Origin of the sequence: Snodgrassella sp. ESL0253 (genome assembly GCF_013344965.1) — a bacterium.
In the GTDB taxonomy this organism is placed as follows: Bacteria; Pseudomonadota; Gammaproteobacteria; order Burkholderiales; family Neisseriaceae; genus Snodgrassella; species Snodgrassella alvi_B.
Genome location: NZ_JAAEDQ010000001.1, coordinates 80,983 through 106,479, shown reverse-complemented (window position 1 = coordinate 106,479; position 25,497 = coordinate 80,983). Strand labels below are relative to the sequence as shown.

Here is a 25,497-nt window from a genome sequence, read left to right as displayed (position 1 = left end):
CCAGTCTGTTTTTACAGACTGGCTGAATCAATCTACTGTATCTACCTCAATATTTTAGTGGGGTATTAGTGGATTCAACAATCCGTGGCGTTATGAAAACAAGTACTTCACTACGTTCCTGTTTATTTTTTCTGTGTTTAAATAAACTGCCAATACCAGGAATATCACTTAATAAAGGTACTTTATCAAGACCGTATTCATTATTTTCATTATAAATACCACCAATAATTAAGGTACCACCATTTTCTATCATGGTTTGGGTATTAACAGTTCGTTTTTGTAAACAAATATCACCAGAACGCGTCACATCAGCCGCAACATTTGAACAGGCGATAGGATGATCATTTTGTACGTTCAATGTCATAATGATATTGCCATCTGGAGTAATTTGTGGTGTAACTGTTAACCCCAATACAGCATCCTTGAAACTGACAGAAGCGGCTCCGCTAGAAGTTGCTTCCAAATAGGGAACTTCATAGCCAGATTCAATTTTGGCTTCTCTACGATCTTGGGTTAATACTCTTGGTGAAGAAATAATTTTGGTTTTACCCTCAGATTGCGAAGCTGAAAGTTCAAGAAGCAATGCACCTGAAGCAAAATTATGTACCCAAGACACGATGGAAGTTGCATTTGTTACACCAAGATTTATATTTGGTGAGTCAAATTTAGCTGTACCAGTGCCTCCACCAATATTACTCCAATTAGTTTCTGTGGTATGGCCACCAATTATATTTCTGCCTGTATGCCGGTTATAACCGAATCTGGTACCTAATTCACGTGCAAAGCTATCTGAAGTTTCTACAATACGCGCTTCTATCAGTACCTGTTGAGAGGGAACATCTACTTGTGCAACCAGCTTCTCAAATTTTTTAATGACACTATTGATATCGGTAATAATTAAAGTATTAGTAGCTGGATCCATTAATGCGCTACCTCGAGTACTTAAAATACTATGTTCTGGATCCGAACTTTTTCCGTCCTCTGAAAGTTTAAGAATTTTTCTGAAGTCTTCTACGCTCCGGTATTTTAGCTGGAAAGTCTGTGACAGCAAAGGACCTAAATCATCAATTTTCTTTTGCTGTTCAAGGGTGGCACCATCACGGGACAGTAATTCCTCGCGTGGTGCAACATTAATTACGTTACCATTACGCCGCATATCCAGATTGCGCGATTCCATCACCAGATTTAACGCCTGATCCCAGGGAACATCTTTTAATGAAATAGTCATTTTCCCCTGAACGCTGTCGCTGGCGACAATATTCATACCGGATTCTTTTGCCAGAATTTGTAGAATAGTGCGAACATCAATGTCTTGAAAGTCTAAAGAAACGTGTTTACCTTTGAAAGATTTATTGGTATTTTTTAATCCTTCGCTGTCTAAGTCAAACTTGCGTGATACTTCTATAATCAGATTATTACCACTTTTAATCTGGTTGTATTCCCAGTCACCCTGCATCTGGATATTAACTTCAGTATCATTACCTATCCTGCGCAAACGAATAGTACGCACCGGTGTGCTAAAGTCAGTCACATCAAGATTGCGTTGCTGTTCAGTTAGTAAAGGTACATTTTTATAGGTTAATGTCAGACTGGACGGATTGCGTTTAATTACAGGTTCGACTTTGCCATTGAGCCCAATAATAGAAACTACGCCATTACCGTTTTTACCCTTTTGAAAATCTACATTAACAGGAACACCGGCATTATATGTACTGTTATCTGCGCTTACCGCCTGACGGCTGACCACCTGTTCTGTAATATTGCTGCTTGCCGGATAGGATGGTGCATTCAATACAGGTTTAGTGTTGATAGGCGGAGTCTGTTTACTTTTAACTTTATTTTTTGCTGGAAGTGATTCTTGTACGTATATCCAGACTTCGTTACCTCTAATCGTGGCATTATATTGACCTGCTTTTGCTAAAGACAGCATAACGCGTGTGCGACCTGAAGTCTGACCAGCTTCAATTTGTTGCAAGACAGAGTCATTAAATTTCAGCAGATTTTGTGGAACTGTTAATCCGGTACCGGCAAAATCCAGTGCAATTCGCGCCGGATTCTCGGTTGTAAAACCTCGCGGTAGTGCAGGATCTTTATCAAACTGGAGTTTAATTAAGCGCTGTTGATTCTGCAGAGCACCAACTTTGATAGCGGTAATATTACCTGCCAGTAGACTCTGACTCAGTAAACCCAGGCCCAGAGTGGATAAAATAGATATGGTTTTAATTTTCATATTGATACCTTCTTAATTTTAAATGGGTTACTTTTTTAATTCTGGCTGGATGTTTCTGTAGAAGAGTTGTCTGCCGCTTGTGACGGTAAGCTGGCACGTCGGTCTGACCAGTTGCCATATGTGTCTTCAACTAACTCCGAAATAACGATTTCATCTGGTGTTATCGCTGTTACACGTCCATAATTCTGACCCAGATAATTACCCAGATTAACGGTATATACATGTCCATTCACAGCAATGAAAGCTGAAGGCGCTTTACCTGCCGTTTTAATCAGGCCGACATAATGTAATTCATCTAAAGAATAATTTTCCAGAATCTGTCTGGGGCGGTTTAAATCAGGGACATTATTTCCCTGTAGTCCCGCTTTTAAACGAGCTGGATTAAAGATATTCATTTGTGGTAGCGCCGGAGCAGTGTATTTGGGCTGAATATTCAGTTCAGTTTGTTTACGTTTAATAGGAATGGATTTTGCCTGCTGGCTGGTATTTTGCATCCATTCGTGCAGATCTTCATTGGCTGCCGAACATGCACCTAGTGTTAGAATACAAAGGCAGAGTAGATATTTATTCATGTTTAATCCGTTGCTTATCTATTTTAAAGTACCGTGATTACAGAGAAAGTAAACTTAGCTTTTTTTATCATTAGTTTGTGCTTTGATTTCTGCATCGGTTAACGCTTTGTAAGTATTGGCAACTGCATTTAAGGTAAGCGTGTTATCTTTATCATTACGTTTCAGAACAATGGCGTTTAAGGTGACAATACGTGATAATTTTCCCACATCACGCATAAACTGACTGATCTGATTGTAATTACCCGTCAGAGTAATATTATAGGGTAATGTCTGGATAACCTGCTGTTCGGATTTATTTCCTGAATCAGTATTTTGAGCTTGTGACGGTGTCACACTATCCATACTCAATCCGTTTTTGGTTGCACATTCATGCAATTCCTGAATCAGATTAGGAATTTCTGCCTGTGTTGGTAATTGCTTCAATAATGAATGAAATGAACCATTTATGCTATCTAGTTCCGCTTTCAGAACATCCAGATGCGCTGCCTGCTCACTTTTTTCTGCATAAGTTTGTTTCAGTGTTTCCTCTTCCTGTTTCAGTTGGCTTAATTGTTCATTTAGACCACTGTAAACAAAGAAGTAGGCCAACACCAGAATTACAACAATAACGCCTCCAGCTATACCCAGTTGCACGGGTTTGCCTTGCTGATATAGGGAGTTTAAATCTATCGCTTTGAGGTCAATGTTTTTTGCCATATTCAACTACTCCTTCAGTTTGATGCTGCTGATGCATCAGATGCAACCTGATTATGTGGTTTTTCTGTTGCCAGATTTTGTTCCGCAGGTGTTGCATTTGAACTAATGGCTTGATTAGTTTCAAATACGTCTTCTTGCTGACCAATGTCGTTATTCAAACGTATGCGGATGCTGAATTCTTGCGTATTATTAACACGTTTTATATTTAACAATTCAGGCGTACTGAAAAGTTTACCTGGCAATGCGCTCATAAATGCAGCAGTTTTGGCATCACTGAATGCTTTGCCATTAATTATGTACGTATTGGCATCCTGAGCTTCGATGCTGGTTACGTATAATCCCATAGGCGCCACAGCATCCAGTGTATCCAGTATACGAGCTGCTTCAAAACGTTTATTAGACAGTTCCGCAACTTTTTCCTGTCGCGCCATAAAGTTTTTTCGCTCCTCTTGCAGTTTGGCAATCTCGCTAATCTCTGTATCCAGTTTGCTTATGCCATTTTTTAAAACCTGATTGCGGCTGTCTTGGCTGCTTACTCGACCTTCAAAAGCCGTATAACCCAGAAATGCAAGTCCGAGACCAATTATGGCTGCTCCTGCCAATAGAGTTTGAAACTGCTTCTTTTGTTTGGCCTGTAATGCTTCACGATAAGGTAACAGGTTAATTTTCAATAAAGGTAACATCTTATAATCCTCTTACAGCCAGCCCAAAGGCAATGGTTAATAAGCTACTGTCCTGTTGTAATTTTGCCTGTTCGATACTATTACCGGGTTGTGCTAACAGTATGGGGTTAATCTGTTGTGCTGGAATTCGGGTTTGCTGTCTGATACTGTCAGTAAAACCATTAGCGCCATTGTTGCCATAGCTAAAAATCAGAATTTCCTCAATTTCGTTTTCTTGAATGGCAGAAGTAAAGTAAAACTGTAAAACCCGCTGAATTTCCTGAATAAACTGTTGCTGAAATGGCTGTGCTACGGCTGAGCTGTAATCTTCTGGTTTGGACGGGCTATAGAGCATGTCCCAGGCTTCTTCTTCAGTTAGTTGATAGCTGCGTCGTATAGACTGCATCAAATGATCATAGCCAAGATTAATTTCCTGTTTGTATAGTAGCTTACCATGACGCATGATAATTGCCTGCGTTTCCCTGTAATCAATATTGAATACAGCAATACATTTATCGGCCAGGTCTGGTTGTCTGATGTTGATCCACGTAATGGCACTGTTTATTACTGCCAGTAAATCGACATCCATTTGAGTGGGTGTGATTCCTGCATCACTGTAAGCATCCATCAGGATGTTGACATCATCCCGTTTGCTGTTGACCAGTAGCAGATTTTCCTTGCCCCGATCAGTGGTAATAATGCTCTGGTAATCATAACTGACGTCATCAAGAGAGTCATATTGACTTAGTTCAGCCATAACCTGTTCTTCTTCGGTATACTCTGTATCCTCATCCCGATCAAGGAACTGAATGGAAGCCTGTTTTTGAGAAATGGCTACGGTAATGTTGCGGCAATTGCTTTGTAGTTTATGTTTTGCCTGTTGTAAATGAGCAACAAGTTCTTCATGGTTTTCGATGTTGCCATTACCAACTATGTTTTTTGGCAGAGGGACAACAACGTATTTTTCGAGACGAAATTGATTTAAACTGCGTGCACTCAATAGCACCATGTTAATGCTTTTATCAGTAATACTGATACCAAGACACTGTCCCGAGGAAGTTGTGGCCACCTTCTTATTCTTTGAATTTATTTTGAAATTATTCAGTTTCATGAAAGGGCTTTCTGTCTGTTTATCAAATAAATGTTACGTGCTTTAAAAATTGCCGTTGTGCATTGTTAACTAAATGAAGAACAAAGTTTACTTTATTTTGAATATGTTTCGCAGCCTTTAAATGAAAATTAGTTGATTATGATTAGAAAATTATTACTATCTACCGTAGGTCTGTTGGTTGGACTGGGACTTTTTGCTGCAGGTCTGGTGGCAATTGCGATTTTGGCTACCTATCCTAAATTGCCGTCTTTAGAGGCTGTGACACATTATCAACCCAAGATGCCGCTAACAATCTATTCTGCTGATGGGAAGCTAATGGGGCAGTTTGGGGAAGAACGACGTGCTTTTACCCGGATCAATGACTTTCCTCAGGTGCTCAAAGACGCAGTAGTGGCCGCTGAAGATAAACGTTTTTATGAGCATGGTGGAGTTGATTTTATTGGTATTACCCGCGCATTGATTTCTAATATGACTGGCGGCGTACAGTCAGGTGCCAGTACGATTACCCAGCAGGTAGCGCGTAATTTTTATCTCACTAATGAGCGCACATATACACGTAAATTCAATGAGGCTCTTCTTGCCTACAAGATTGAGCAGAAATTAACTAAAGATCAGATTCTTGAGCTTTATTTTAATCAGATTTATCTGGGTCAGCGTGCCTATGGCTTTGCGGCCGCATCTCTGGCGTATTTTAATAAACCGGTGCAAAAACTGGATTTGGCAGAGGCAGCGATTCTGGCAGGCTTACCCAAAGCACCATCCACTTTTAATCCTGTTGTAAATCCGCAACGAGCTAAAATGCGTCAACGCTATATCCTGAATAATATGGTTGAATTGGGCAAGATTACTCCTGCTCAGGCTGAAGCGGCCTTTGCTGAACCTCTACAGTATGTACATTATCAGCAAGCTATCGACCAGAACGCTCTGTATGTCGCAGAATTGGTACGTCAGCAGATGTATGAAAAATATGGTGATGCTGCCTATACTCAGGGTTTTCGGGTTTATACCACAGTTAATTCACAGGATCAGGCCGTAGCTACACAGGCATTGCGTAAAGTACTGACTAATTTTGATAAGAGTTCGGTTTATCGCGGAGCAGAAGGTTTTTTTGATCTGAGTAAGATTCCGGATGATATCCGTGATGAGCAGATAGAACAGTATCTGGCTAATCGTTCAGCCGTGGATGGTATGTTACCAGCTGTTGTGACTGCACTGGATTCAAATTCTATAGTGGTATACATAGCCGGTGTGGGCGAAAGTCGTATTGGCGGTAATAGCTATAACTGGATTAAACGTGCCATTGGTAATGCTAAATGGGGAGAAGCTTCTATCCGTATTGGTTCAGTGGTGCATGTGCGCAGTGATGGTAAGAGTTTTCGTGTTGTGCAGCAGCCGGAATTGCAAGGTGCAATTGTTGCTCTGGATGCACAAACTGGTGCAGTAAGAGCACTGGTTGGTGGTTATGATTATTATCGGCGCAGTTTTAATCGTGCTACTCAGGCCAAGCGTCAGCCGGGCTCTTCTTTTAAACCATTTATTTATTCTGCAGCTATTGCAAAGGGCTTTACTCCTGCAACCATGGTAAATGATGCTCCGATAGTATTGCCTGGGCTAGGGGCTGGGGGGCGTGCCTGGACTCCTAAAAACTCGGATGGACGTTATGCCGGGTTTATTACGCTGCGTCAGGCATTAACAGCATCCAAGAATATGGTTTCAATCCGTATATTGATGGCAATGGGCGTTGATTATGCCAGACAGTATGTGCAACATTTCGGTTTTCGTTCAGATCAGATTCCGAACAGTTTATCCATGGCACTGGGTAGTGGTCAGGTAACGCCCATGCAGATGGCGGAAGGTTATGCTATTTTCGCCAATGGCGGTTTTAAAGTTTCCAATTATGTGATTGACCGAGTTTATGATAGTCGTGGTAATTTACGCGCCCAGATGCAGCCACTAGTGGCCAATCAGAATGCGCCGTTGGCTATTGATCCGCGTAATGCATATATTTTATATCACATGATGAAGGATGTGGTTAATCATGGTACTGCTTATGGCGCTCGTGCACTGGGACGAAGTGATATTGCGGGTAAAACGGGCACAACCAATGATAATAAGGATGCATGGTTTGTGGGTTTTAATCCGAATGTGGTCAGTGCAGTATATATTGGTTTTGACCGCCCTCGCAGCATGGGACGTTCGGCCTTTGGTGGTACTATTGCTTTACCTGTGTGGCTGGATTATATGCGCTATGCATTGAAAGGCAAGCCGATTGTTAATACCCCGGTTCCAGCTGGTATTGTGCAGAAATCTGGTGAATATTTTCTTAAAGAATATCAGACAACCAATCCTGATTTGCCGCTGGATAATCGAGCAGATGGCCCGGTAACGTCCAGAACAGATGATAACGAGGGTGCTGATGATGCTGGTGAAATACCAATTGCTCCGCAGTCTGGTAATAATGGCCAGTTAGACTCACTGTTTTAGCAATCAGCATACTTATGACCTTTTGCAGCGGGTAATCAGTTTTGATTACCCGTTTTTAGTGGTGTATATAGACAGGATGTTGATGTATGTATGGATAAGTTGTATTTCTGCGTAAATGGTAACAATAGCAGGTAATCAGGTTGGTGGTTACCTAAAGAAGTTATGCAGATATATCAATAACTCAATAGATTATTTGAATAATGACAGATTATTTGGTAAGTAAATGCGACATTGAGTTACAATACTTACACAGATTATCACTTTTCTTAAAAAAGAAAATTTTTGGTTTACTTGGAGCCAGAGAGGAAAGGAGTAATATGAGTGAGCAGCAATTGCAATCCGGCCAGTCTAATGAAGCCAATGACCAGGATAAAGATACTAAATTAAATGTTTTTGAAAAAAGTGTGCTGGAGTATCAGGGTAAACACTTGGATGAAGATTCCTCTACAGCACCTTTGCCAGCAAGCTATCCTTATCGGACACGTATGCGACGTGCAACCTATGAACGTGAAAAAGCCAGATTGCAAATTGAATTATTGAAAGTGCAAAACTGGGTTAAGCAGTCTGGCCAGAAGATTGTGTGTTTGTTTGAAGGTCGGGATGCTGCCGGTAAGGGGGGAACAATCAAGCGCTTCATGGAACATCTTAATCCACGTGGTGCTCGGGTAGTGGCTCTGGAAAAACCTACCGAGACAGAAAAAGGTCAGTGGTATTTTCAGCGCTATATTGAACGTTTACCTACCAGTGGAGAGATGGTGTTCTTTGATCGTTCCTGGTACAACCGTGCTGGTGTGGAACGGGTGATGGGCTTTTGTCAGCCTCATGAATACTTACAATTTATGCGCCAGACGCCAGAATTGGAACGAATGCTGGTAAATAGTGGTATTTATTTGTTTAAGTTCTGGTTTTCGGTTTCAAGAGAAGAGCAGTTGCGCCGGTTTATTTCTCGACGTGACGATCCGTTAAAACACTGGAAACTTTCGCCTGTTGATATTCAGTCTCTGGATCGTTGGGATGATTATACCGCAGCCAAAAACGATATGTTTTTTCATACGCATACCGGTGATGCGCCGTGGACAGTAATTAAGTCTGATGATAAAAAACGTGCTCGCCTCAATTGTATTCGTCATTTTCTGACCGAACTTGATTATCCGGGTAAGGATATTAATGCGATAGGTGCAGTCGATAATCTGATTGTACTAAAACCGCAGACTCAGTTTAAAGATTCAACAGATACACATATTGATTAGTTTTGCCGCTGTTTTGCTGCTCTATTAAGCGTAATAATGTTTACGTATAATTCGGCTTTCAGGGTATATGCAAGGGTTGTTGTAGTTGGGTAAATGTGTCCTGTGTGATTTTATATGAGAATAAGAATGATTTTTGCGTTGTTTTCTGGAAAGTAAATTCGCATGGTATTAACCAAATATATTACTGAAACGGCCAAAGCAGCCAAAGAAGCTTATTTTTCTTTAACTACTGTTTCTGCTGCACAAAAAAATTTGGCTTTGTCTTTTATTGCGGAGGATTTGGCTGCACAGCAAGAAGTAATTCTTGCTGCCAATGAAATTGATTTGAAATTGGCACGTCAGCAGGGGCTGGATGCTGCGTTGCTGGATCGGTTGCAACTTACCGAGCGCAGTATTGAGGCCATGATCGATGGCGTGCATCAGGTTGTGGCACTTGCTGATCCTGTGGGTGAGATGGATGAGTTTCGTACTCTGCCCAGTGGTATTACGCTTGGTAAAATGCGTGTACCGTTAGGTGTTATTGGCATGATTTATGAATCGCGACCAAATGTTACTCTGGATGCTGCAATTCTATGCCTGAAATCTGGTAATAGTTGTATTTTACGTGGAGGAAGCGAAGCGATTAACAGTAATCGCGCAATTGCTGCTGTTATTACAGCCTCACTTAAAAAGGCAGAATTACCGGAAGCTGCTGTCAATCTGCTTACCGAAACAGATCGAGCTGGTGTGGATGTTTTGGTGAATTTGCCTGAGTATATAGATGTGATTATTCCCCGTGGTGGTAAAGGACTGGTGCAGCGGGTGAATGAAAAGGCCCGTGTACCGGTTATCAAGCATCTGGACGGGGTATGTCACGTTTATATTGATGTCTCTGCTGCAACAGAAATGGCGATTGATATTGCTGTAAATGCCAAAACTTCACGTTATGGTACTTGCAATACCATGGAAACTTTATTGGTTCATGCCAGTCGTGCAGCAGAATTATTGCCTTTGCTGCAGCAAGAGTATGCTGAAAAAAATGTTGAGTTACGTGGCTGTGTGCATACTCAGCGAATTTTGGCTGATAAAGTTATCCCGGCAATCGAAGCTGACTGGTCAACCGAATATCTGGCGCCGATTCTGTCTATTAAAGTTGTGACTGATGTTAATGAGGCCATTAATCATATCAATCACTATGGCAGCCATCACACTGATACTATTGTTACCAATGATTTGTCTCATGCACAATTGTTTTTACGTGCTGTAGATTCAGCCAGTGTAATGGTTAATGCGTCTACCCGCTTTGCAGATGGGTATGAGTATGGTCTGGGTGCTGAGATTGGTATTTCTACTGATAAAATTCATGTGCGTGGTCCCGTAGGCTTACATGGGCTAACCAGTCAGAAATGGATTGTTCTGGGTCATGGGGAAGTGCGTCTCTGAAACTTATCTGTTTTTGCTGTTATAATATTATAAAGACATATGTAAATTGGTTGAAATGGTTTAGATGTCATAATTCGGATGATTAAATTCGATACCCTGATCGTTTTTATATAATACTTTTATGGGAATTCTGTTTTTGATTTTCACCAACCAGTTTGATGAAAAACTGATTATTAATGTTTTAGTATGTCACTAATATTGTGCTGATTAAATTTTGCAGAAATTAAAAGGGCATAATGTGAAACGCATTGTATTGTTTATTGCTACCAATTTTGCAGTTGTCATTGTCATTAATGTTGTTCTGAATATTCTCTGTGCGCTTTTGGGGATTAATGTCTATGGTAATGGTACCAGTAGTCTGTTATTGCTGGCCGCTGTAGTTGGCTTTACCGGTTCTCTTATTTCTCTGATCATGTCTAAAACACAGGCGCTCAGGTCGGTTAATGGTCAAATAATTGGTCAGCCACAAACGGCAGCAGAGGCATGGCTGTTAAATACTGTTGCCAATCTGGCCAGTCAGTGGAATATTACTATGCCGGAAGTAGCTATTTATGATTCGCCTGAACCTAATGCGTTTGCTACTGGTGCCACACGTAATAGTTCGCTGGTTGCTGTCAGTACTGGCCTATTGCACGGTATGTCGCAGGATGAAGTAGAAGCGGTACTGGCACATGAAATGGCACATATTGGCAATGGTGATATGGTGACAATGACGCTGTTACAGGGTGTGGTGAATACCTTTGTTTTTTTCTGGGCTCGTCGTATTGCAGAGGCTACAGCCAGAAATGATGAGGGTGAGGTATCGCAGAATACTTACTTTATGGTGAGTATGATTTTACAGATAGTCTTTGGTTTTCTGGCGAGTTTGATTGTGATGTGGTTTAGCCGCCAGCGTGAATATCGTGCAGATGCTGGTGCTGCCCGTCTAGTGGGGGCGCCGAAAATGATTGCAGCTTTACAGCGCTTGAAAGGTGAAACAAGTCATTTGCCGGCTGATATGTCAGCTTTGGGAATTGCCAGTGAGGCTGCTGATCCTCTTTTTAGTACCCATCCCACTCTGGACAACCGGATTAATCGTTTGCGTCAGATGTAATTTGCTTGCTCTATGGACTAGTATATCCCGTAACTGACCAGTAACCAGTTTACTCTCTCATTGGAAGAGAGAGTAAACATGATAAATCCAGCCTCTTATGTAGCAAGGGAAATGGATTCCCGTGATCATTCAAGCTTAGAGTGGCCAGGCTGGGCAGACCTCATGTGACGCTAAAGCGCATTACCCTGCGGGTTATGTTCATGAATATTTATTTGGCTTGCAAGAAAATGTTTAATGGCGTATTTCAACAGTAATCTATCTACGGCTTTTTCATGGCTTGCGTCATCAACAAACAGCATGTTGATGTGATTTTCATCAATGCCCAAAAAACATAAATTATTTTCGCTTCATCATGGGCTATTATCACTTTAATATTGGATAAATAGGCTTTGAGCAATAATGGGTGCAGTACTGTAATATTGCTTTCCAGTAACAAATGGTGAATAGCGTAAACAGATGATTTCCATATTGCAGTGAGGTATTTAAACTGTATGGTACTGCGGTTTCTATTTTCGTAACGCGTTTTTCTTGGGGTAATGCTTATCAAGCAAATAAATTTCTGTGGCCTGTTTTTATACGCCTTGGCCTTTTCCTGCAAGAGAGAAAACCAGTTGAGCAAATTTGCCATGGCCAGTCAGTATAAGTACATATTCTGAGGCTGTACTTTGGTTCAGTATAATGAATTTTAGGTGGTAATAATTTGAATAATGCTGATGTATTTGAGTGCTGATGAAGTTCAGGTATTAAGCTAAATAGAGCGTAAGTATTAATATGCTGTGATGAATGGATTTTTCCTATTGCATGCATATGATTATGCGATATTTGTATAGATATTTGAAAGAAATAATAATATTTATATTAGATGGTAGAAATAGGAATCATGAGAAATGTGCACTATCATTCAGTGCTTGCGCTTGATTTGTTTCTTAATGTTAAATAATCTGATTTTAAGTTATTAAACAGATGAGTTATGGTTTTATGCGTATTAACTGAATTCCATAGTAAACTTGTGATTGCTAATCCTGCTTCAATTGCTAAAGTCTTTTTATGTATAGGGTACCTGATTGTGCTATGGTTTCCATTTTGATTTATCAGGTTTATGATATAACTGGATATCAGGGTCTTGATGACTGTTGGTTATTGTAAATTTATGCTGTTGATAAATAATATTTGTATAGATAAATAGAGAGAAAGATGCATAATTATCTAACACCTAATTTTAATTTTGCGCCTGTGCTTCCTGAGCATGCGCTGGGCAGCAGAGTCTGGGATGAGAATGGGCAGGAATACATTGATTTGGCTGGAGGTATCGCAGTTAATGCGTTGGGTCATTGCCATCCGGTATTAATTGAAGCGCTTACCGCGCAAGCGCATAAGCTGTGGCATATTTCCAATATTTATACCACTCAACCAGCTCAGGATTTGGCGCAGCGCCTGGTAAAGCATACGTTTGCAGAGCAGGTGTTTTTTTGTAATTCTGGAGCTGAGGCAAATGAAGCTGCATTTAAGCTGGCTCGCAAATATGCACGCGATCATTTCTCGGGCGCTGATAAACATGAGATTATAGCCTGTGTTAATGGTTTTCATGGGCGCACGCTGTTTACTGTTTCGGTTGGGGGGCAACCAAAATATAGTGATGACTTTGCACCATTACCAGGAGGGATTCGGCATATTCCGTTTAATGATGTTGCCGCTATTGAAGCTGCGGTTAGTGATAAAACCTGTGCAGTTGTCATTGAACCGATACAGGGAGAAAGTGGTGTATTGCCGGTAACCGCAGAGTTTTTACAGGCAGCCAGAAAGGCCTGTGACCGACATCAGGCACTACTGATTTTTGATGAAGTGCAGACTGGTATGGGGCGTACCGGAAAATTATTTGCACATCAACACTATGATGTGCAGCCGGATATTGTTTCCAGCGCTAAAGCACTGGGTTGTGGTATTCCGATAGGTGCCATGCTTACTACCGCCAAAGTTGGATGCAGTTTTACGCCGGGCAGTCACGGAAGCACATTCGGTGGTAATCCGCTTGCGTGTGCTGTTGGTTGCGCTGCTTTTGATATTATCAATACACCGGAAACCATGCAGAATGTGCAGCAGCAGGGAGAAAAATTGCAGGCTGGATTGCAGGAATTAGGCGCAACAACGGGTGTGTTTTCTCAGGTGAGGGGACAGGGGCTGTTGCTTGGCTGTGTGATGTCTGAGGCCTATAGCGGGCGGGCGGCACAGTTAATGCAGTTAGCATTGCAACATGGCTTGCTGGTTTTGGTTGCTGGTAACGATGTGTTGCGTCTGGCTCCAAGTCTGTTATTGACTGATGCTGATTTACAGGCCGGGCTACAACGGTTAAAAGCAGCAATTACCGCTTTTGTGCATATTTAAACATGTCTATTTCTTCAACCAGGCAACGGGTAGTTGTTTTAACAGGTTCTGGCATTAGCGCTGAAAGTGGTTTACAGACTTTTCGTAATCATGGTGGTTTGTGGGATGGGGAGCGGGTAGACGATGTGGCCACGCCTGAGGCCTTTGCCCGCAACCCTTTACGAGTGCTGGATTTTTATAATCGTTTACGGCGCCAGTTGCAAAATGCTCAACCCAATGCTGCCCATCTTGCTTTAAGGCATCTGGAAAGTGGTTATGATGTAAATATTATTACTCAAAATGTAGATGATTTGCACGAGCGGGCTGGAAGTAGTCATGTGCTGCATTTACATGGTGAGCTATTAAAAGCCAGAAGCAGTATCGATGAGAATTATATTGTAGACTGTTTTTCTGATCAGACCATGGCGGATGTTGACGTCAGTGGGTTCCTGATGCGGCCGCATATAGTCTGGTTTGGTGAGGCAGTTCCCATGATTGAGCCGGCAATACAATTGATGTGTGCTGCTGATATAGCGATAATCATCGGCACTTCTTTACAGGTTTATCCAGCAGCTGGTTTAGTGCAGTATATTCCGCCCGAGACAGAAACTTTTCTGATTGATCCACAGCCGTATGAAGGTTTGCAAAATGTACAGTTTATTCGTGCATCAGCGCAGGCTGGTGTGAGTAGTCTGGTTCGTGAATTATTGCGGCGTCCTGAGGCACATTCTTTGTCCAGCCTGGATAGGGTTGATTAAAATCTGTACTTTCTCTAGTTAGTGCTAAAATTTCAGCTCTGATTTTCTTGATTCTTGTGTATCAGTATGACAAAAAAAAATTTAGTCATTGCCAGTCGTGAAAGTGCTCTGGCCATGTGGCAGGCACGTTATGTGCAGCAATGTCTTCAAACGGTGTACCCTGATTTATCTGTTGATATTCGGGGTATGACGACCCGGGGCGACCAGATATTGCATCAGTCTTTATCAAAAATAGGTGGTAAGGGGCTGTTTATCAAAGAGCTTGAATTGGCTTTGCAGCAGGAAACTGCTGATATTGCAGTTCATTCTCTGAAAGATGTACCCATGCAACTACCGGAAGGCTTTGTACTGGCAGCTATAACAAAGCGTGCTAATCCGCTGGATGCTTTTGTTTCTCATCAATATGCCAGCCTGGCTGACTTGCCGGCTGCAGCGATAGTGGGTACTTCCAGCCTGCGTCGTGAAGCGCAGATTCGGTTGCGATATCCGCATTTGCAGGTAAAGCCTTTACGCGGGAATGTACAGACGCGTCTGGATAAACTGGATAGACAGGAGTATGCGGCAATTATTCTGGCAGCAGCCGGCCTCGAGCGGCTGGGGTTAGATAAGCGTATCCGAAATATATTACCGGCTGATTTATTGTTGCCGGCTGTCGGGCAGGGTGCATTGGCAATTGAAGTTGCAGCCCATCGCCAGGATTTACTGGAGCTGCTACAACCACTTCATCATCCTGTTACAGCTGCTTGTGTTACTGCAGAACGTTCTATGGCAAAGGTTTTGGGGGGTAGCTGTCAGGTTCCTCTGGCTGCATATTGTATTGAAAAGTTTGGCATGCTTGAGTTGCGTGGTCTGGTTGCTTCTGTTGATGGCACAACTGTGCTGCGTGCCAGTGCACAGGCCAGCATGGAAGAGGCGGAGCTGCTTGGTTTAAAAGTGGCCCAGCAGTTAGCCCAGCAGGGCGCACAACAGCTGATTAATGCCGTATTATCTGGCCGATGAATGCTCAACCCTATCTGGCACTAATGCGCCCGCGATTGGCTGCGACTGCTGATATAGACTGTTGTATCCGCGCTGGCTGGATACCGCTATTGCTTGAATATCAGCAATTGCAACCACGGTCAGCAGTTTTACAACAGTTAGTTTTGCAAAGTCTGGTTCAGAATGTTGTTCTCTGGGTTAGTCCCAGTGCTGTGCATATTGCGGCCAAATATGTTTCTCAGTCAGAAAAATTACTGCATGTGGCGGTAGGGGCATCTACAGCCAGAACATTAGCTGCTTATGGATTCAAGCGAATTTTAAATCCCAGTGACGGACATGATAGTGAGGCAGTTTTACGTTTACCTTTGTGGCAGCAGCAAAAAGGTAAGCTACTGCTGATTCGTGGTGTTGGTGGACGTGATTTAATCATTAATCAATTGCATCAGCAGGGCTGGCAGATTGAGGTCGCTGAGGTGTACCAGCGCCAGCCACAGCCAGTTGATTGGTCAGTATTAACACAACAGGCACAGCAGGGAAGTTTGAAGGCGGTTTACATGACGACAACCGCAGCTGTGCAGGCATGGTTTACGCAGTTGCCGCCAGATTTGTACGCAGTTAGCAAAAGCTTGTTATACTTAGTTCACCATCCGCGCACAGCAACTGCGTTAACAGAGTATGGTGTCTCGACACTACTGGTATCGGATTTATGCCGTGGATTGGAACTTTTGCGTTCTCACAGCACGCTTTGATAGTGACGCAGGAGTGCTGTTTATCCCAATTATTATGTAGGGAGTATACCGAATGAGTGAACAACAAGATGCACAGTCTAGCCAGCTTCCTGAACAGGGGAAGCAGCCATTACTGGTGAATAAACAGGGTGAGGTTAGTGCACCTCCAGAATCGGCTACTTCTGCGGCTGCTGAAAGTACAGGAAAAGATAAAGATACCGCACATCAAACTACGGATTTTCAAAAAAACAACACAGGATCAGGCATGTCTGCACCCAATGTACCCAGCCAGTCAACTTCTGTAAAACAGCAACATTCCGGTTCGGGTAAAGGGATTGCGCTGGGGGCTCTGGTATTATCTTTGCTGGCATTAGGAGCCAGTGGCTTTTTATTTGTTGAAGGCCAGAACCAGCTTAAAACCCAACAACTGCAATTTGATCATAAAATCGATAATGCTGGTATTGATGCCAGTAAAACTGCGGCTACCGTAGAAACAGGCCTGGCACGCATTGATGGATTGAGTCGACAGTTGCAGGAGCTGCAATCGCAGCAGAAAACTCAGGGTGAGAATGTTGACCGTCTTACCCGTGCCTATCAGGAGCTGGTGAAAAGCCGCACAGACTGGCTGGTTGATGAAATTGAAGCTACGCTTAATCTGGCCTCGCAGCAGTTATTGATTTCTGGCAATGTGCCGGTAGCCGTAAATGTACTCGAAAATCTGGATAACCGTTTATCACGTTTTGATCAGCCACAATTATTGCCAATCAAAAAAGCCATCAGCAGTGACTTGGAAAACCTGAAAAACCGTCCATATCTGGACACGGCCAGTGCTTCTTTACGCCTGAATCGTCTGGAATCAGCCGTTGCCGGTTTGCCTTTGGTCGTAGATGGTCAGTTAAAGCCAGGTACTGCCCCGGCTACTGCAACAATTAATCCGAATGCTTCATGGTGGCAACGTACCTGGCAAACTACTATGCACTCTCTGCGCGGCATGGTAGAAGTACGTCATATCAATCATAATGATTCGATGCTGATGTCACCAGAGCAGATATATTTTGTGCGTGAAAATCTGCGCCTGCGTTTACTCGATGCTCGTATTGCTCTTATTCAGCGTCGTGGTGAAGTGTATGTGGCTGATCTGAACGGCGCCGAAGCGACAGTAAAACAGTATTTCGATGGTAGCTCAGTGGCAACACAATCCTGGTTGAAAGAGCTGGTGCAATTAAAAATGCTTAATGTGCAAACCAATCAGGACAGTAATTTGTCTGCCAGTCTGGCTGCTGTACGTGAATATCAGAATCAGTCTGGAATGGATATGTCTACAGCGCTGCCGGATTTAAGTGCTTCTGCTGCCAGCAGTGCTTCTGCTCCAGCAGCTTTACATTCTGAAAGGCCGGTCAGTCTGGAAAACAGTAATAATGTGTCCGCAGCCTCTTCCGAGCAGGGAGAACATACATTATGAGATCTTTGTTATGGTTGATTATTCTGTTCATTGTTGCGGTTGCTGTGGTACTGGGTGCGAAGTATTACAGTGGTGATGTATACATTGTGGTTGAGCAGACTCTGGTACGCATTAATTTGCAGCTTTTTATTGGTATTGTTCTGTTAGCTGTGGTGCTGTTGAATATTCTGTTACGCATCGTGATGGGTTTTGTGCATTTACCCGGACACTGGCAGCACTGGCGCATTAATCATCAGCGTCATCAGGTTGAAACAGCATTGAATCATGCTGGTCTGGCTTATTTTGAAGGGCGATTCCAGTTTGCTGCTCGAGAGGCAGAACGGGTGTTACGCAACAAGCAGGGGCAGCATAGCCGTGCCTTGGCATTATTATTGGCTGCGCACAGTGCAGATCAGATGGATGACATCACAACCCGTGACCGGTATTTGAATGATGTTGCCAAACTGCCGCAAAAACAGCAGCTATCCCGCTATTTGCTGCTGGCACAATCTGCATTGGCACAACACAATGATCAACAGGCAAAAAATGCTTTGGACGCCGCCGCTAAAATCAACCCGAATTTAACCCGGCTGGTTAAGCTGCAATTACGTTATGACTGGGAACAGCGTAATGCACAGGGAGTATTGCAGCAGGTTGACAAATTAATCCGTGCAGGTGCTTTAAGTGACAGTGAACAGCTACACTACCGCTGCTGGGCTTATCGGCAGTTATTGACAGAGGCCAAAGACCCGGCTGAACTGAAAAACAGCCTCAGGTTAATACCGGTAGATGAGCAGGAAAGCACACTTAGTGTGGATATTGTGGAAAAATATCTTCAGCTGGGCATGTATACTCAGGCATTGAAGTGGGTAAAAAAATATTATCCGCGTACTCATGATGCAGCATTGCTACCTGCTTTTAATCAGGCTAACCAGTATTTAAGCGGCAAAGAGCAACAAAAGAATATGGTTACGGCGGATAAATGGTTGCAACAGCATCCACAAGACCCGGATTTGTTATTATTGATGGGTGAATTGAGCTACCAGCAGCAATTGTGGGGTAAGGCTAAAAGCTATCTGGAAGCTAGTTTACAATCACGCAATAATAATGTGACCAGATTGCTGCTGGCCAAGGTGCTGGAGCAGTCTGGCCAGAGCGAAGCTGCCGAGCAGCAACGCAACCAGATATTGGCTACCATCAGTGATGATGAGTTGTAATCTTTAGTTTAGTTTTGATTTAACAGGCAGTTAGTGCTTAATGTGCTAGCTGCCTGAGGTTAATTATGGCAGTTTTACATAACGATACATTTTTACGTGCCTTACTGAAACAACCGGTAGACTATACACCGGTATGGCTGATGCGGCAGGCAGGGCGTTATTTACCGGAATATCGAGCAACACGGGCAAAGGCTGGCAGCTTTCTGGCATTATGCCATAATCCTGAACTGGCTACAGAAGTTACCTTGCAGCCTCTGGAGCGCTTTACGCTAGATGCTGCCATTCTGTTTTCCGATATTCTGACTGTACCAGATGCCATGGGGTTGGGGTTGCACTTTGTTGAAGGTGAGGGACCAAAATTTACCCATCCGCTACAGCATGAACTGGATGTGGCACGTTTACAGGTGCCTGATATGAGCCGTTTGCGCTATGTGTTTGATGCAGTGCGTAGTATTCGGCTGGCGTTGAATGGGCGTGTACCACTGATTGGTTTTTCCGGTAGTCCGTTTACTTTGGCCTGTTACATGGTTGAAGGCGGGGGCAGCCGGGATTTTCGTTTATTGAAAACCATGTTGTATCAACGCCCGCAATTGTTACATCGGATACTGGATATTAATGCGCAGACAGTAACTGCCTACCTGAATGAACAGATTGCTGCGGGTGCTCAGGCTGTACAGATTTTTGACACTTGGGGTGGTGTTCTTAGTGATGCTGCATTTCAGGAATTTGATTTATTCTATCTACAACAAGTGGTGTCTGGTTTACAGCGTGAGGCAGATGGACGGCGAGTACCTGTGATTGTATTTACTAAGGGCGGCGGGCAATGGCTGGAACAACTGGCTGCACTAGACGTCGATGCTTTGGGTGTGGACTGGACAGTTAATTTGCATCAGGCTCGCCATCAGGTAGGGCAGCGGGTAGCCTTGCAGGGTAATTTGGATCCGCTGGCATTATTTGGTAATTCAGAAAGTATTGAATGTGAAATTAAGCGTTTGCTGGCTGCTTATGGTGCAGGCAGTGGGCATGTATTTAATCTCGGACATGGTATTAATCAGTTTACTGATCCGGAAATGGTGAAGTTTGCAGTAGATGCAGTGCATCGTTTGTCAGTTGAATACCATCAAAACTAATTGCTGCTATATTGGCAAACGAATGACCAGTTAAAACAGATAATTCAGGCGAGTACAGCCTATTATTACGGCAGGCACAGGATATATTTTCTGTACCTGCCAGAATTTTTTGTCTGACCGGTATTGCAATTGTTTTTTCAGATTATCTACTTATCTCTTTATAATTTACCGTATCTGATGGTTTCAGAAACAACAGGTTGGCTTATATGTTACATAATATACCGTGGGCAGAAATGATTGTTGTGTTACACGTGGCGGTGGTAACCGTGCTGGTGGTACGGGTGTTGTACCACCAGCGTAATACGGGTGTATCTGTTGCGTGGATTTTGATGTTGATGGCTTTTCCGCTAGTTGGTGCTGTGGGCTATTTATTGATTGGGGAACCAAGGCTGGGTTCGCGTCGTTTGCGCCGGCAGCATGAGCTGGTGAAGTTCTATCAGGGATTTAGTGAAACTTATCTGCATGATTTTAACCAGCATGCCTGTAGTGGCCTGAATGCACGCTATCATGGTATCAGCCTGATTGCAGCTGATAAAACTGGCTTTGAAGCGACGGAATACAATCATCTAACCCTGATTACCAATGATGAGGAAATTATTGCTGCTATCCGCCATGATATTCAGCAGGCTAAAACTAGCTGTCTGCTGGCATTTTATATTGTTGATCCTCAAGGTGAAATTGTCGCATTACTCAATGATGCCATGGCAGCAGCACAACGCGGTGTGGTAACCAGTATGTTGGTCGACAGTATTGGCAGTGCCAGGTTCTGGCGCAGTGACTGGCCGCAGCGTTTGCGCAGTGCTGGTATTACCCTGACTGAAGCTTTGCCTATTCAGCTCTGGCGTACTTTGTTTGTGCGGGCAGATTTGCGTAATCATCGCAAAATTGCGGTGATAGATCAGAAAATTGGCTACACCGGTAGTTTTAATCTGGTGGATCCGCGCTTTTTCAAAAAGAATGCCGGTGTCGGACAATGGGTAGATGTCATGATGCGTTGTGAGGGTAGTCTGGTACAGCCGCTGGCAGCGGTATTTGCCGGTGATATGGCGGTAGAGACTGAATCCAATCTGATGCAGGTGCAGCAATGGGTGGATAGCTATGGTAAACAGGCGCTTATGCATAATTTACAGGTTGCCCAGCAGGAACAGAATGGCATCGTGGTGCAAGTTATTCCGTCTGCGCCGGAACAGGGCAGCCCGGTTATTTATGACACAATTGTCAATGCCATTCATGCCGCCACGCGCCGGATTATCATTACTACGCCTTATTTTGTTCCAGATGATGCTTTGCTGCTGGCTCTGACTACAGCGGCTACCCGTGGTGTCGATGTTACGTTGATTGTACCGGAAGCAGTTGATTCCAAACTAGTGAAATATGCTTCACGTGCGTATTACCCGATGTTATTACAGGCTGGAGTCAAAATCGCTCTGTTTAAGGGCGGGTTGTTACATGCCAAAACCTTAACTGTGGATAGCGATTACACCCTGTTTGGTACCGTAAACATGGATATGCGCAGCTTTTATCTGAATATGGAAATTAGTCTGGCGATTTATGATGAAGGTATGACTGAGTCAGTGGTCGCATTACAGAACGGCTATCTGCGTGACTGTGAATTTATTGAACTCAAGGCATGGCAGGCGCGTTCAAAATGGTGGGGGCTGGTGGAAAATACAGTGCGCCTGTTTGGCCCATTGTTGTAGGACTGGATAAAGTTATAAAGATGCTGTCTGGCTGATAACCGGCAGCATTTTTTATTGTCTGATAATCGTGTTGGGTTCTGTGTTAATGGATATGTTTTCAGACGGTAATGTTTACGTTCAGCAGCAAAAAATTGCTTATATTGTCGGGTTTATATTTTTATGCATAAAATTGATAAATGACTGATTTTATATGTGATACAGAATATACTGATGTTACGGTAAATATTCATAAGAGCAATTGGTTTGCCTAAGTTGTTGTTCCGGAGATTCTATATTAATTTTCTCAGTGCCTAACGCTATGATTCGCACCCATCTTAAGATTTTAGTTTTATCACTGGCAATACTGCCAGCCATGGCTTATGCCGAAGATAAAGATGAAGCTCGTCTGCCGGATATTGAAGTGGAAGCTTTGCGTACTAATACAGTATGGCTGGATACAGCAGCATCTGTTTATACCGTGAATGCGAAAAAACTGGCAAATACGTCTAAAACCAATATTTCTGATGCTTTGAAAGGCATTCCCGGTTTGCAGGCTTTAGAGCGGGAAAACTACGCTCAGGATATGCAGATTTCCATGCGCGGTTTTGGTGCCCGTTCAACGTTTGGGGTGAGAGGAATTCGGATTTACGTTGATGGTATTCCGGCATCAATGCCGGACGGGCAGGGACAAACTTCTAATATTGATTTGAATTCGCTAGAGAAAATAGAAGTGCTTGGTGGGCCGTTTTCTTCATTATATGGTAATTCTTCAGGCGGAACTATTCTGGCGACTACGCGAGAAGGTGAGGGCAAGCCTAGTGTGAGTCTGGGTTTTAATTCCGCCCGTTTTGCTAAACAGCAAACTTCATTGCAGATGCAAGGTGGCAGCGATACAGCATGGTTACCAGCATATAACATCAATTCCAGTTATTTTGATACCAATGGTTATCGGCAATACAGTGATGCACGCAAAGTGCTGAACAATGCCAAATTTACCTGGAATCTGAATGATGGCAGTACCCTGAACTGGATTATAAATCAAGTGCGTATCCGGGCCGCAGACCCAGGCGGGCTTACGCGCGAGCAATGGCAGGAGAATCCGCGCCAGGTAGCTCAGAATGTTAGGGATTATAATATGCGCAAGGAAATTGATCAGAGCCAAACCGGCTTTACCTGGGATAAGCCTGTTAATGAACATAACAGTCTGTATGTCATGATGTATGCTGGCCGACGCCATGTGGTGCAATACCAGTCTATTCCGGCCAAAGCGCAGGCAGCACCTAAACATGCAGGAGGGGTAATTGATTTTACCCGTTATTATTATGGAGCCGATGTGCGCTGGCTGAATAAAAATACATTGCCAAACCTGACACTGATTGGCGGTGTAGCATTTGACCGTGAAAATGAAGACCGCCAGGGTTACAATAATTTTAATGGTACTTATCTGGGTGTGAAAGGCAAACTACGACGTAATGAAAACAACGCCTTATGGAATTTAGATCCGTATATGCAGTTTTCCTGGCGTTTTCTGCCTAAATGGCATTTAGATGGTGGCTTGCGCTATAGTGATGTGCATTTTAAGTCGCAAGACCATTATCTGGCTAATGGTGATGATAGCGGTAATCTGCGTTACCATAAATTACTACCCAGTATTGCTCTGAGCTGGAATTTCCGTGATGATGCGGCTGCGTATATTGCTTATGGCAAGGGTTTTGAAACGCCCACTTTTACTGAAATGGCGTATCGACCTGATGCTCAGGCCGGTTTTAATCTCAACCTTAAGCCTTCTAGTAATAACACGGTGGAGGCAGGGCTGAAATTTGACCAGCAATGGGGGGTGTTTTCAGCGACAGTTTTTCACACTGAAACCCATAATGATATTGTTTCTGCAGTGTCAGCTGGCGGCCGCAGTACTTTTCGTAATGCTGACCGAACCAAAAGATATGGCGCTGAATTGGGCTGGCAAAAGACGTTGTGGCAGGATTTACAGGCGCGAGCCAGTTATTCATATGTTGATGCCAAATTTGACAGTGATATACCGGTTTTGGGTAAGGCTGTAGCTGTCCGCAAAGGAAATAAAATTCCTGGCGTGGCTCAAAACCAGCTCTATTTCGGTTTGCAATGGCAGCCGCAGCAGGGATGGCTGGGGGGAATGGATATTCGCTATATGGATAAAATATACGTGAATGACAACAATAGTGATTACGCATCTGCCTATGCTCTGGTATCGACCAATATTGGTTATGAATGGGTTCATCGAGGGTGGACACTAAGTAGTTATGCACGCATTGATAATTTGTTTAATCGGCGTTATGCAGGTTCTGTAATTGTAAATGACAGTAATGGGCGTTATTTTGAACCCTCGCCTAAACGTGCTTTCAGTACAGGTATTAATATCCGCAAAGCTTTCTGATGTAAACAAAAAGCACTGATTGAATCAGTGCTTTTTGTTTGGTAGTAGCATAACAGAATATTGGTAATCTACTGGTAGAGAATAATTAATCCTGCTGAATGCCGGCGATTAACCAGTCTTGCTGGCTGCCTACAGGTTTGACAAAATGCCATACTTCGCTGAAAGGTTGCTGTGCACTGCCCAGCTCCTCACTTACTAAACCGCTAAAGCGAACGCTGGCAATGTACTGGCCGTTTTCCTGAGTACTGTCTACAAGATCGGCATTTAGATCACTAAATTCGGCAGTATCCTGATTGTTGATAATATCATTACGGATATCAGCAAACATATCTGGTGTAAAGTAACGGCGGATTTCTTCCAGATTGGAAGCATTATTCATTGATTGCACATGATTAAAGCGCTGGCGGGCAAAGCGCAGGAATGCCTCCAGATTACTTCCGTCTGCCATACCTGACATGTTGGTTTGCATCGTATTGCCATTAGCAGCAAGATTCTGACCAAATATATTGGTACGACTACTATTGCTGTTATTATTGAGAGAAGTGAAATCACTGGAATTCTGATGATTACTGTAAGGTGTATTTGCCTGATTATTTTTTTTGCTGGCAAAACGGCGATACAGATAAAAACCACCAAGTGCGATAATCAGTAACCATATCCAGCTAAACCCGCTTTTACGTTGTGGTTGTGCCAATTGCTGATCGGCATTAGCAGAAGGGTTAACTGCTGCATCACCAGTATTGGAATCGTTGTAATTGGCTTCAGTGCTTGCTGCCGGCGCACCTGGTTGCTGCTGATTATGGTTAGCCATTGCATGGCCAGCCAGTGCACCAATAGCAGCACCAGCTACGCCCGCACCGATTATCCGGCCTGTGCTGTTTCCACGTGGCTGGGATTGGTTGGAATAACTATTCTGATTGCTGTTGCGATAGTCGCTACGTCCTGAATTAGAATAAGAGCGCGACATGCCCGCATTATTACCCCCGCCAAGCCGGCTTGAGGATGAATTGGCATAGTTGCTGCGGCTGGATTGATAAGATGGGCTATTGTTGTATGAGCTGGAATAGTTAGAACGCGACATACCGCGATTACTACCGCCACCAACTCGTTTGGCTTCAGCTAGTGGACTCAGAGTCAGGCTGAGAATAACCGCAGAAGCAATATAACGTAATTTTCGATTGTCCATCACTTGGATACTTCCATATCTAATATGTTAAAACTAACTTTACTGTACATAGCGCTGAAAAATAAGATTTCAAGCAAAAAAATACT

At 43.3% G+C, this 25,497-nt stretch carries 19 protein-coding genes; 13 read left to right on the top strand and 6 right to left on the bottom strand.

What is annotated here, in order from left to right; translation table 11 throughout:
* Positions 1-46 precede the first annotated feature (46 nt).
* The 5 genes from pilQ to pilM are packed head-to-tail and all read right to left on the bottom strand — an operon-like array spanning position 47 to position 5,229.
* Positions 47-2,230, bottom strand: a complete 2,184-nt coding sequence (pilQ, locus tag GYX26_RS00490; RefSeq protein ID WP_174827619.1) for a type IV pilus secretin PilQ — start codon at positions 2,228-2,230, stop codon at positions 47-49.
* A 35-nt stretch (positions 2,231-2,265) separates the two neighbouring features.
* Positions 2,266-2,802 (bottom strand): pilus assembly protein PilP, encoded by a 537-nt coding sequence (locus GYX26_RS00485; protein WP_174827618.1) that lies wholly within the window; start codon positions 2,800-2,802, stop codon positions 2,266-2,268.
* A 54-nt stretch (positions 2,803-2,856) separates the two neighbouring features.
* Positions 2,857-3,498 carry a type 4a pilus biogenesis protein PilO gene (locus GYX26_RS00480; RefSeq protein WP_174827617.1) on the bottom strand — a complete coding sequence of 214 codons (642 nt, stop codon included), beginning with the start codon at positions 3,496-3,498 and terminating at the stop codon, positions 2,857-2,859.
* Between the two features lie 14 nt (positions 3,499-3,512).
* Entirely contained in the window at positions 3,513-4,181 is a 669-nt protein-coding gene (locus tag GYX26_RS00475) for a PilN domain-containing protein (protein ID WP_174827616.1), read from the bottom strand.
* Position 4,182: 1 nt separating this feature from the next.
* Complete coding sequence (pilM, locus tag GYX26_RS00470; protein ID WP_174827615.1) at positions 4,183-5,229, bottom strand: type IV pilus assembly protein PilM; 1,047 nt, start codon at positions 5,227-5,229, stop codon at positions 4,183-4,185.
* 180 nt (positions 5,230-5,409) lie between these two features.
* Between pilM and GYX26_RS00465 the strand changes: the two genes are divergently transcribed.
* From GYX26_RS00465 to GYX26_RS00405, 13 genes are all read left to right on the top strand, one after another.
* A complete protein-coding gene (locus tag GYX26_RS00465; RefSeq protein ID WP_174827614.1) occupies positions 5,410-7,755 on the top strand; it encodes a penicillin-binding protein 1A in 2,346 nt (781 codons plus the stop codon).
* Between the two features lie 317 nt (positions 7,756-8,072).
* Complete coding sequence (gene ppk2 / locus GYX26_RS00460) at positions 8,073-9,005, top strand: polyphosphate kinase 2 (RefSeq protein ID WP_174827613.1); 933 nt, start codon at positions 8,073-8,075, stop codon at positions 9,003-9,005.
* Positions 9,006-9,167: 162 nt separating this feature from the next.
* On the top strand, positions 9,168-10,427 hold the full coding sequence (locus GYX26_RS00455; RefSeq protein WP_174827612.1) for a glutamate-5-semialdehyde dehydrogenase: 1,260 nt from the start codon (positions 9,168-9,170) through the stop codon (positions 10,425-10,427).
* A gap of 238 nt (positions 10,428-10,665) precedes the next feature.
* Positions 10,666-11,520, top strand: coding sequence for a protease HtpX (gene htpX, locus GYX26_RS00450; RefSeq protein WP_174827611.1), 855 nt, complete (start codon positions 10,666-10,668; stop codon positions 11,518-11,520).
* 1,194 nt (positions 11,521-12,714) lie between these two features.
* Positions 12,715-13,902 (top strand): acetylornithine/succinyldiaminopimelate transaminase, encoded by a 1,188-nt coding sequence (locus GYX26_RS00445; RefSeq protein ID WP_174827610.1) that lies wholly within the window; start codon positions 12,715-12,717, stop codon positions 13,900-13,902.
* Between the two features lie 2 nt (positions 13,903-13,904).
* Positions 13,905-14,639, top strand: a complete 735-nt coding sequence (locus GYX26_RS00440) for an NAD-dependent deacylase (protein ID WP_174827609.1) — start codon at positions 13,905-13,907, stop codon at positions 14,637-14,639.
* 66 nt (positions 14,640-14,705) lie between these two features.
* Positions 14,706-15,638, top strand: a complete 933-nt coding sequence (hemC, locus tag GYX26_RS00435) for a hydroxymethylbilane synthase (RefSeq protein ID WP_174827608.1) — start codon at positions 14,706-14,708, stop codon at positions 15,636-15,638.
* Positions 15,635-16,366 (top strand): uroporphyrinogen-III synthase, encoded by a 732-nt coding sequence (locus tag GYX26_RS00430; protein ID WP_174827607.1) that lies wholly within the window; start codon positions 15,635-15,637, stop codon positions 16,364-16,366. The genes hemC and GYX26_RS00430 overlap by 4 nt, the downstream gene beginning before the upstream one ends.
* Positions 16,367-16,418: 52 nt before the next feature.
* Positions 16,419-17,807, top strand: coding sequence for a uroporphyrinogen-III C-methyltransferase (locus GYX26_RS00425; protein ID WP_174827606.1), 1,389 nt, complete (start codon positions 16,419-16,421; stop codon positions 17,805-17,807).
* The gene (locus GYX26_RS00420; RefSeq protein ID WP_174827605.1) at positions 17,804-19,003 is read left to right on the top strand and encodes a heme biosynthesis HemY N-terminal domain-containing protein; all 1,200 of its coding nucleotides are present in this window, start codon (positions 17,804-17,806) and stop codon (positions 19,001-19,003) included. Before GYX26_RS00425 ends, GYX26_RS00420 begins: the two co-directional genes overlap by 4 nt.
* Before the next feature lie 65 nt (positions 19,004-19,068).
* Positions 19,069-20,133, top strand: a complete 1,065-nt coding sequence (hemE, locus tag GYX26_RS00415) for a uroporphyrinogen decarboxylase (RefSeq protein WP_174827604.1) — start codon at positions 19,069-19,071, stop codon at positions 20,131-20,133.
* Between the two features lie 206 nt (positions 20,134-20,339).
* Positions 20,340-21,833 carry a cardiolipin synthase gene (cls, locus tag GYX26_RS00410; protein WP_100089663.1) on the top strand — a complete coding sequence of 498 codons (1,494 nt, stop codon included), beginning with the start codon at positions 20,340-20,342 and terminating at the stop codon, positions 21,831-21,833.
* 352 nt (positions 21,834-22,185) lie between these two features.
* Entirely contained in the window at positions 22,186-24,225 is a 2,040-nt protein-coding gene (locus GYX26_RS00405; protein ID WP_202984261.1) for a TonB-dependent receptor, read from the top strand.
* Between the two features lie 85 nt (positions 24,226-24,310).
* Here the strand turns inward: GYX26_RS00405 and GYX26_RS00400 are convergent, their stop codons facing one another.
* The gene (locus GYX26_RS00400) at positions 24,311-25,411 is read right to left on the bottom strand and encodes a Tim44 domain-containing protein (protein WP_202984260.1); all 1,101 of its coding nucleotides are present in this window, start codon (positions 25,409-25,411) and stop codon (positions 24,311-24,313) included.
* Positions 25,412-25,497 lie beyond the last annotated feature (86 nt).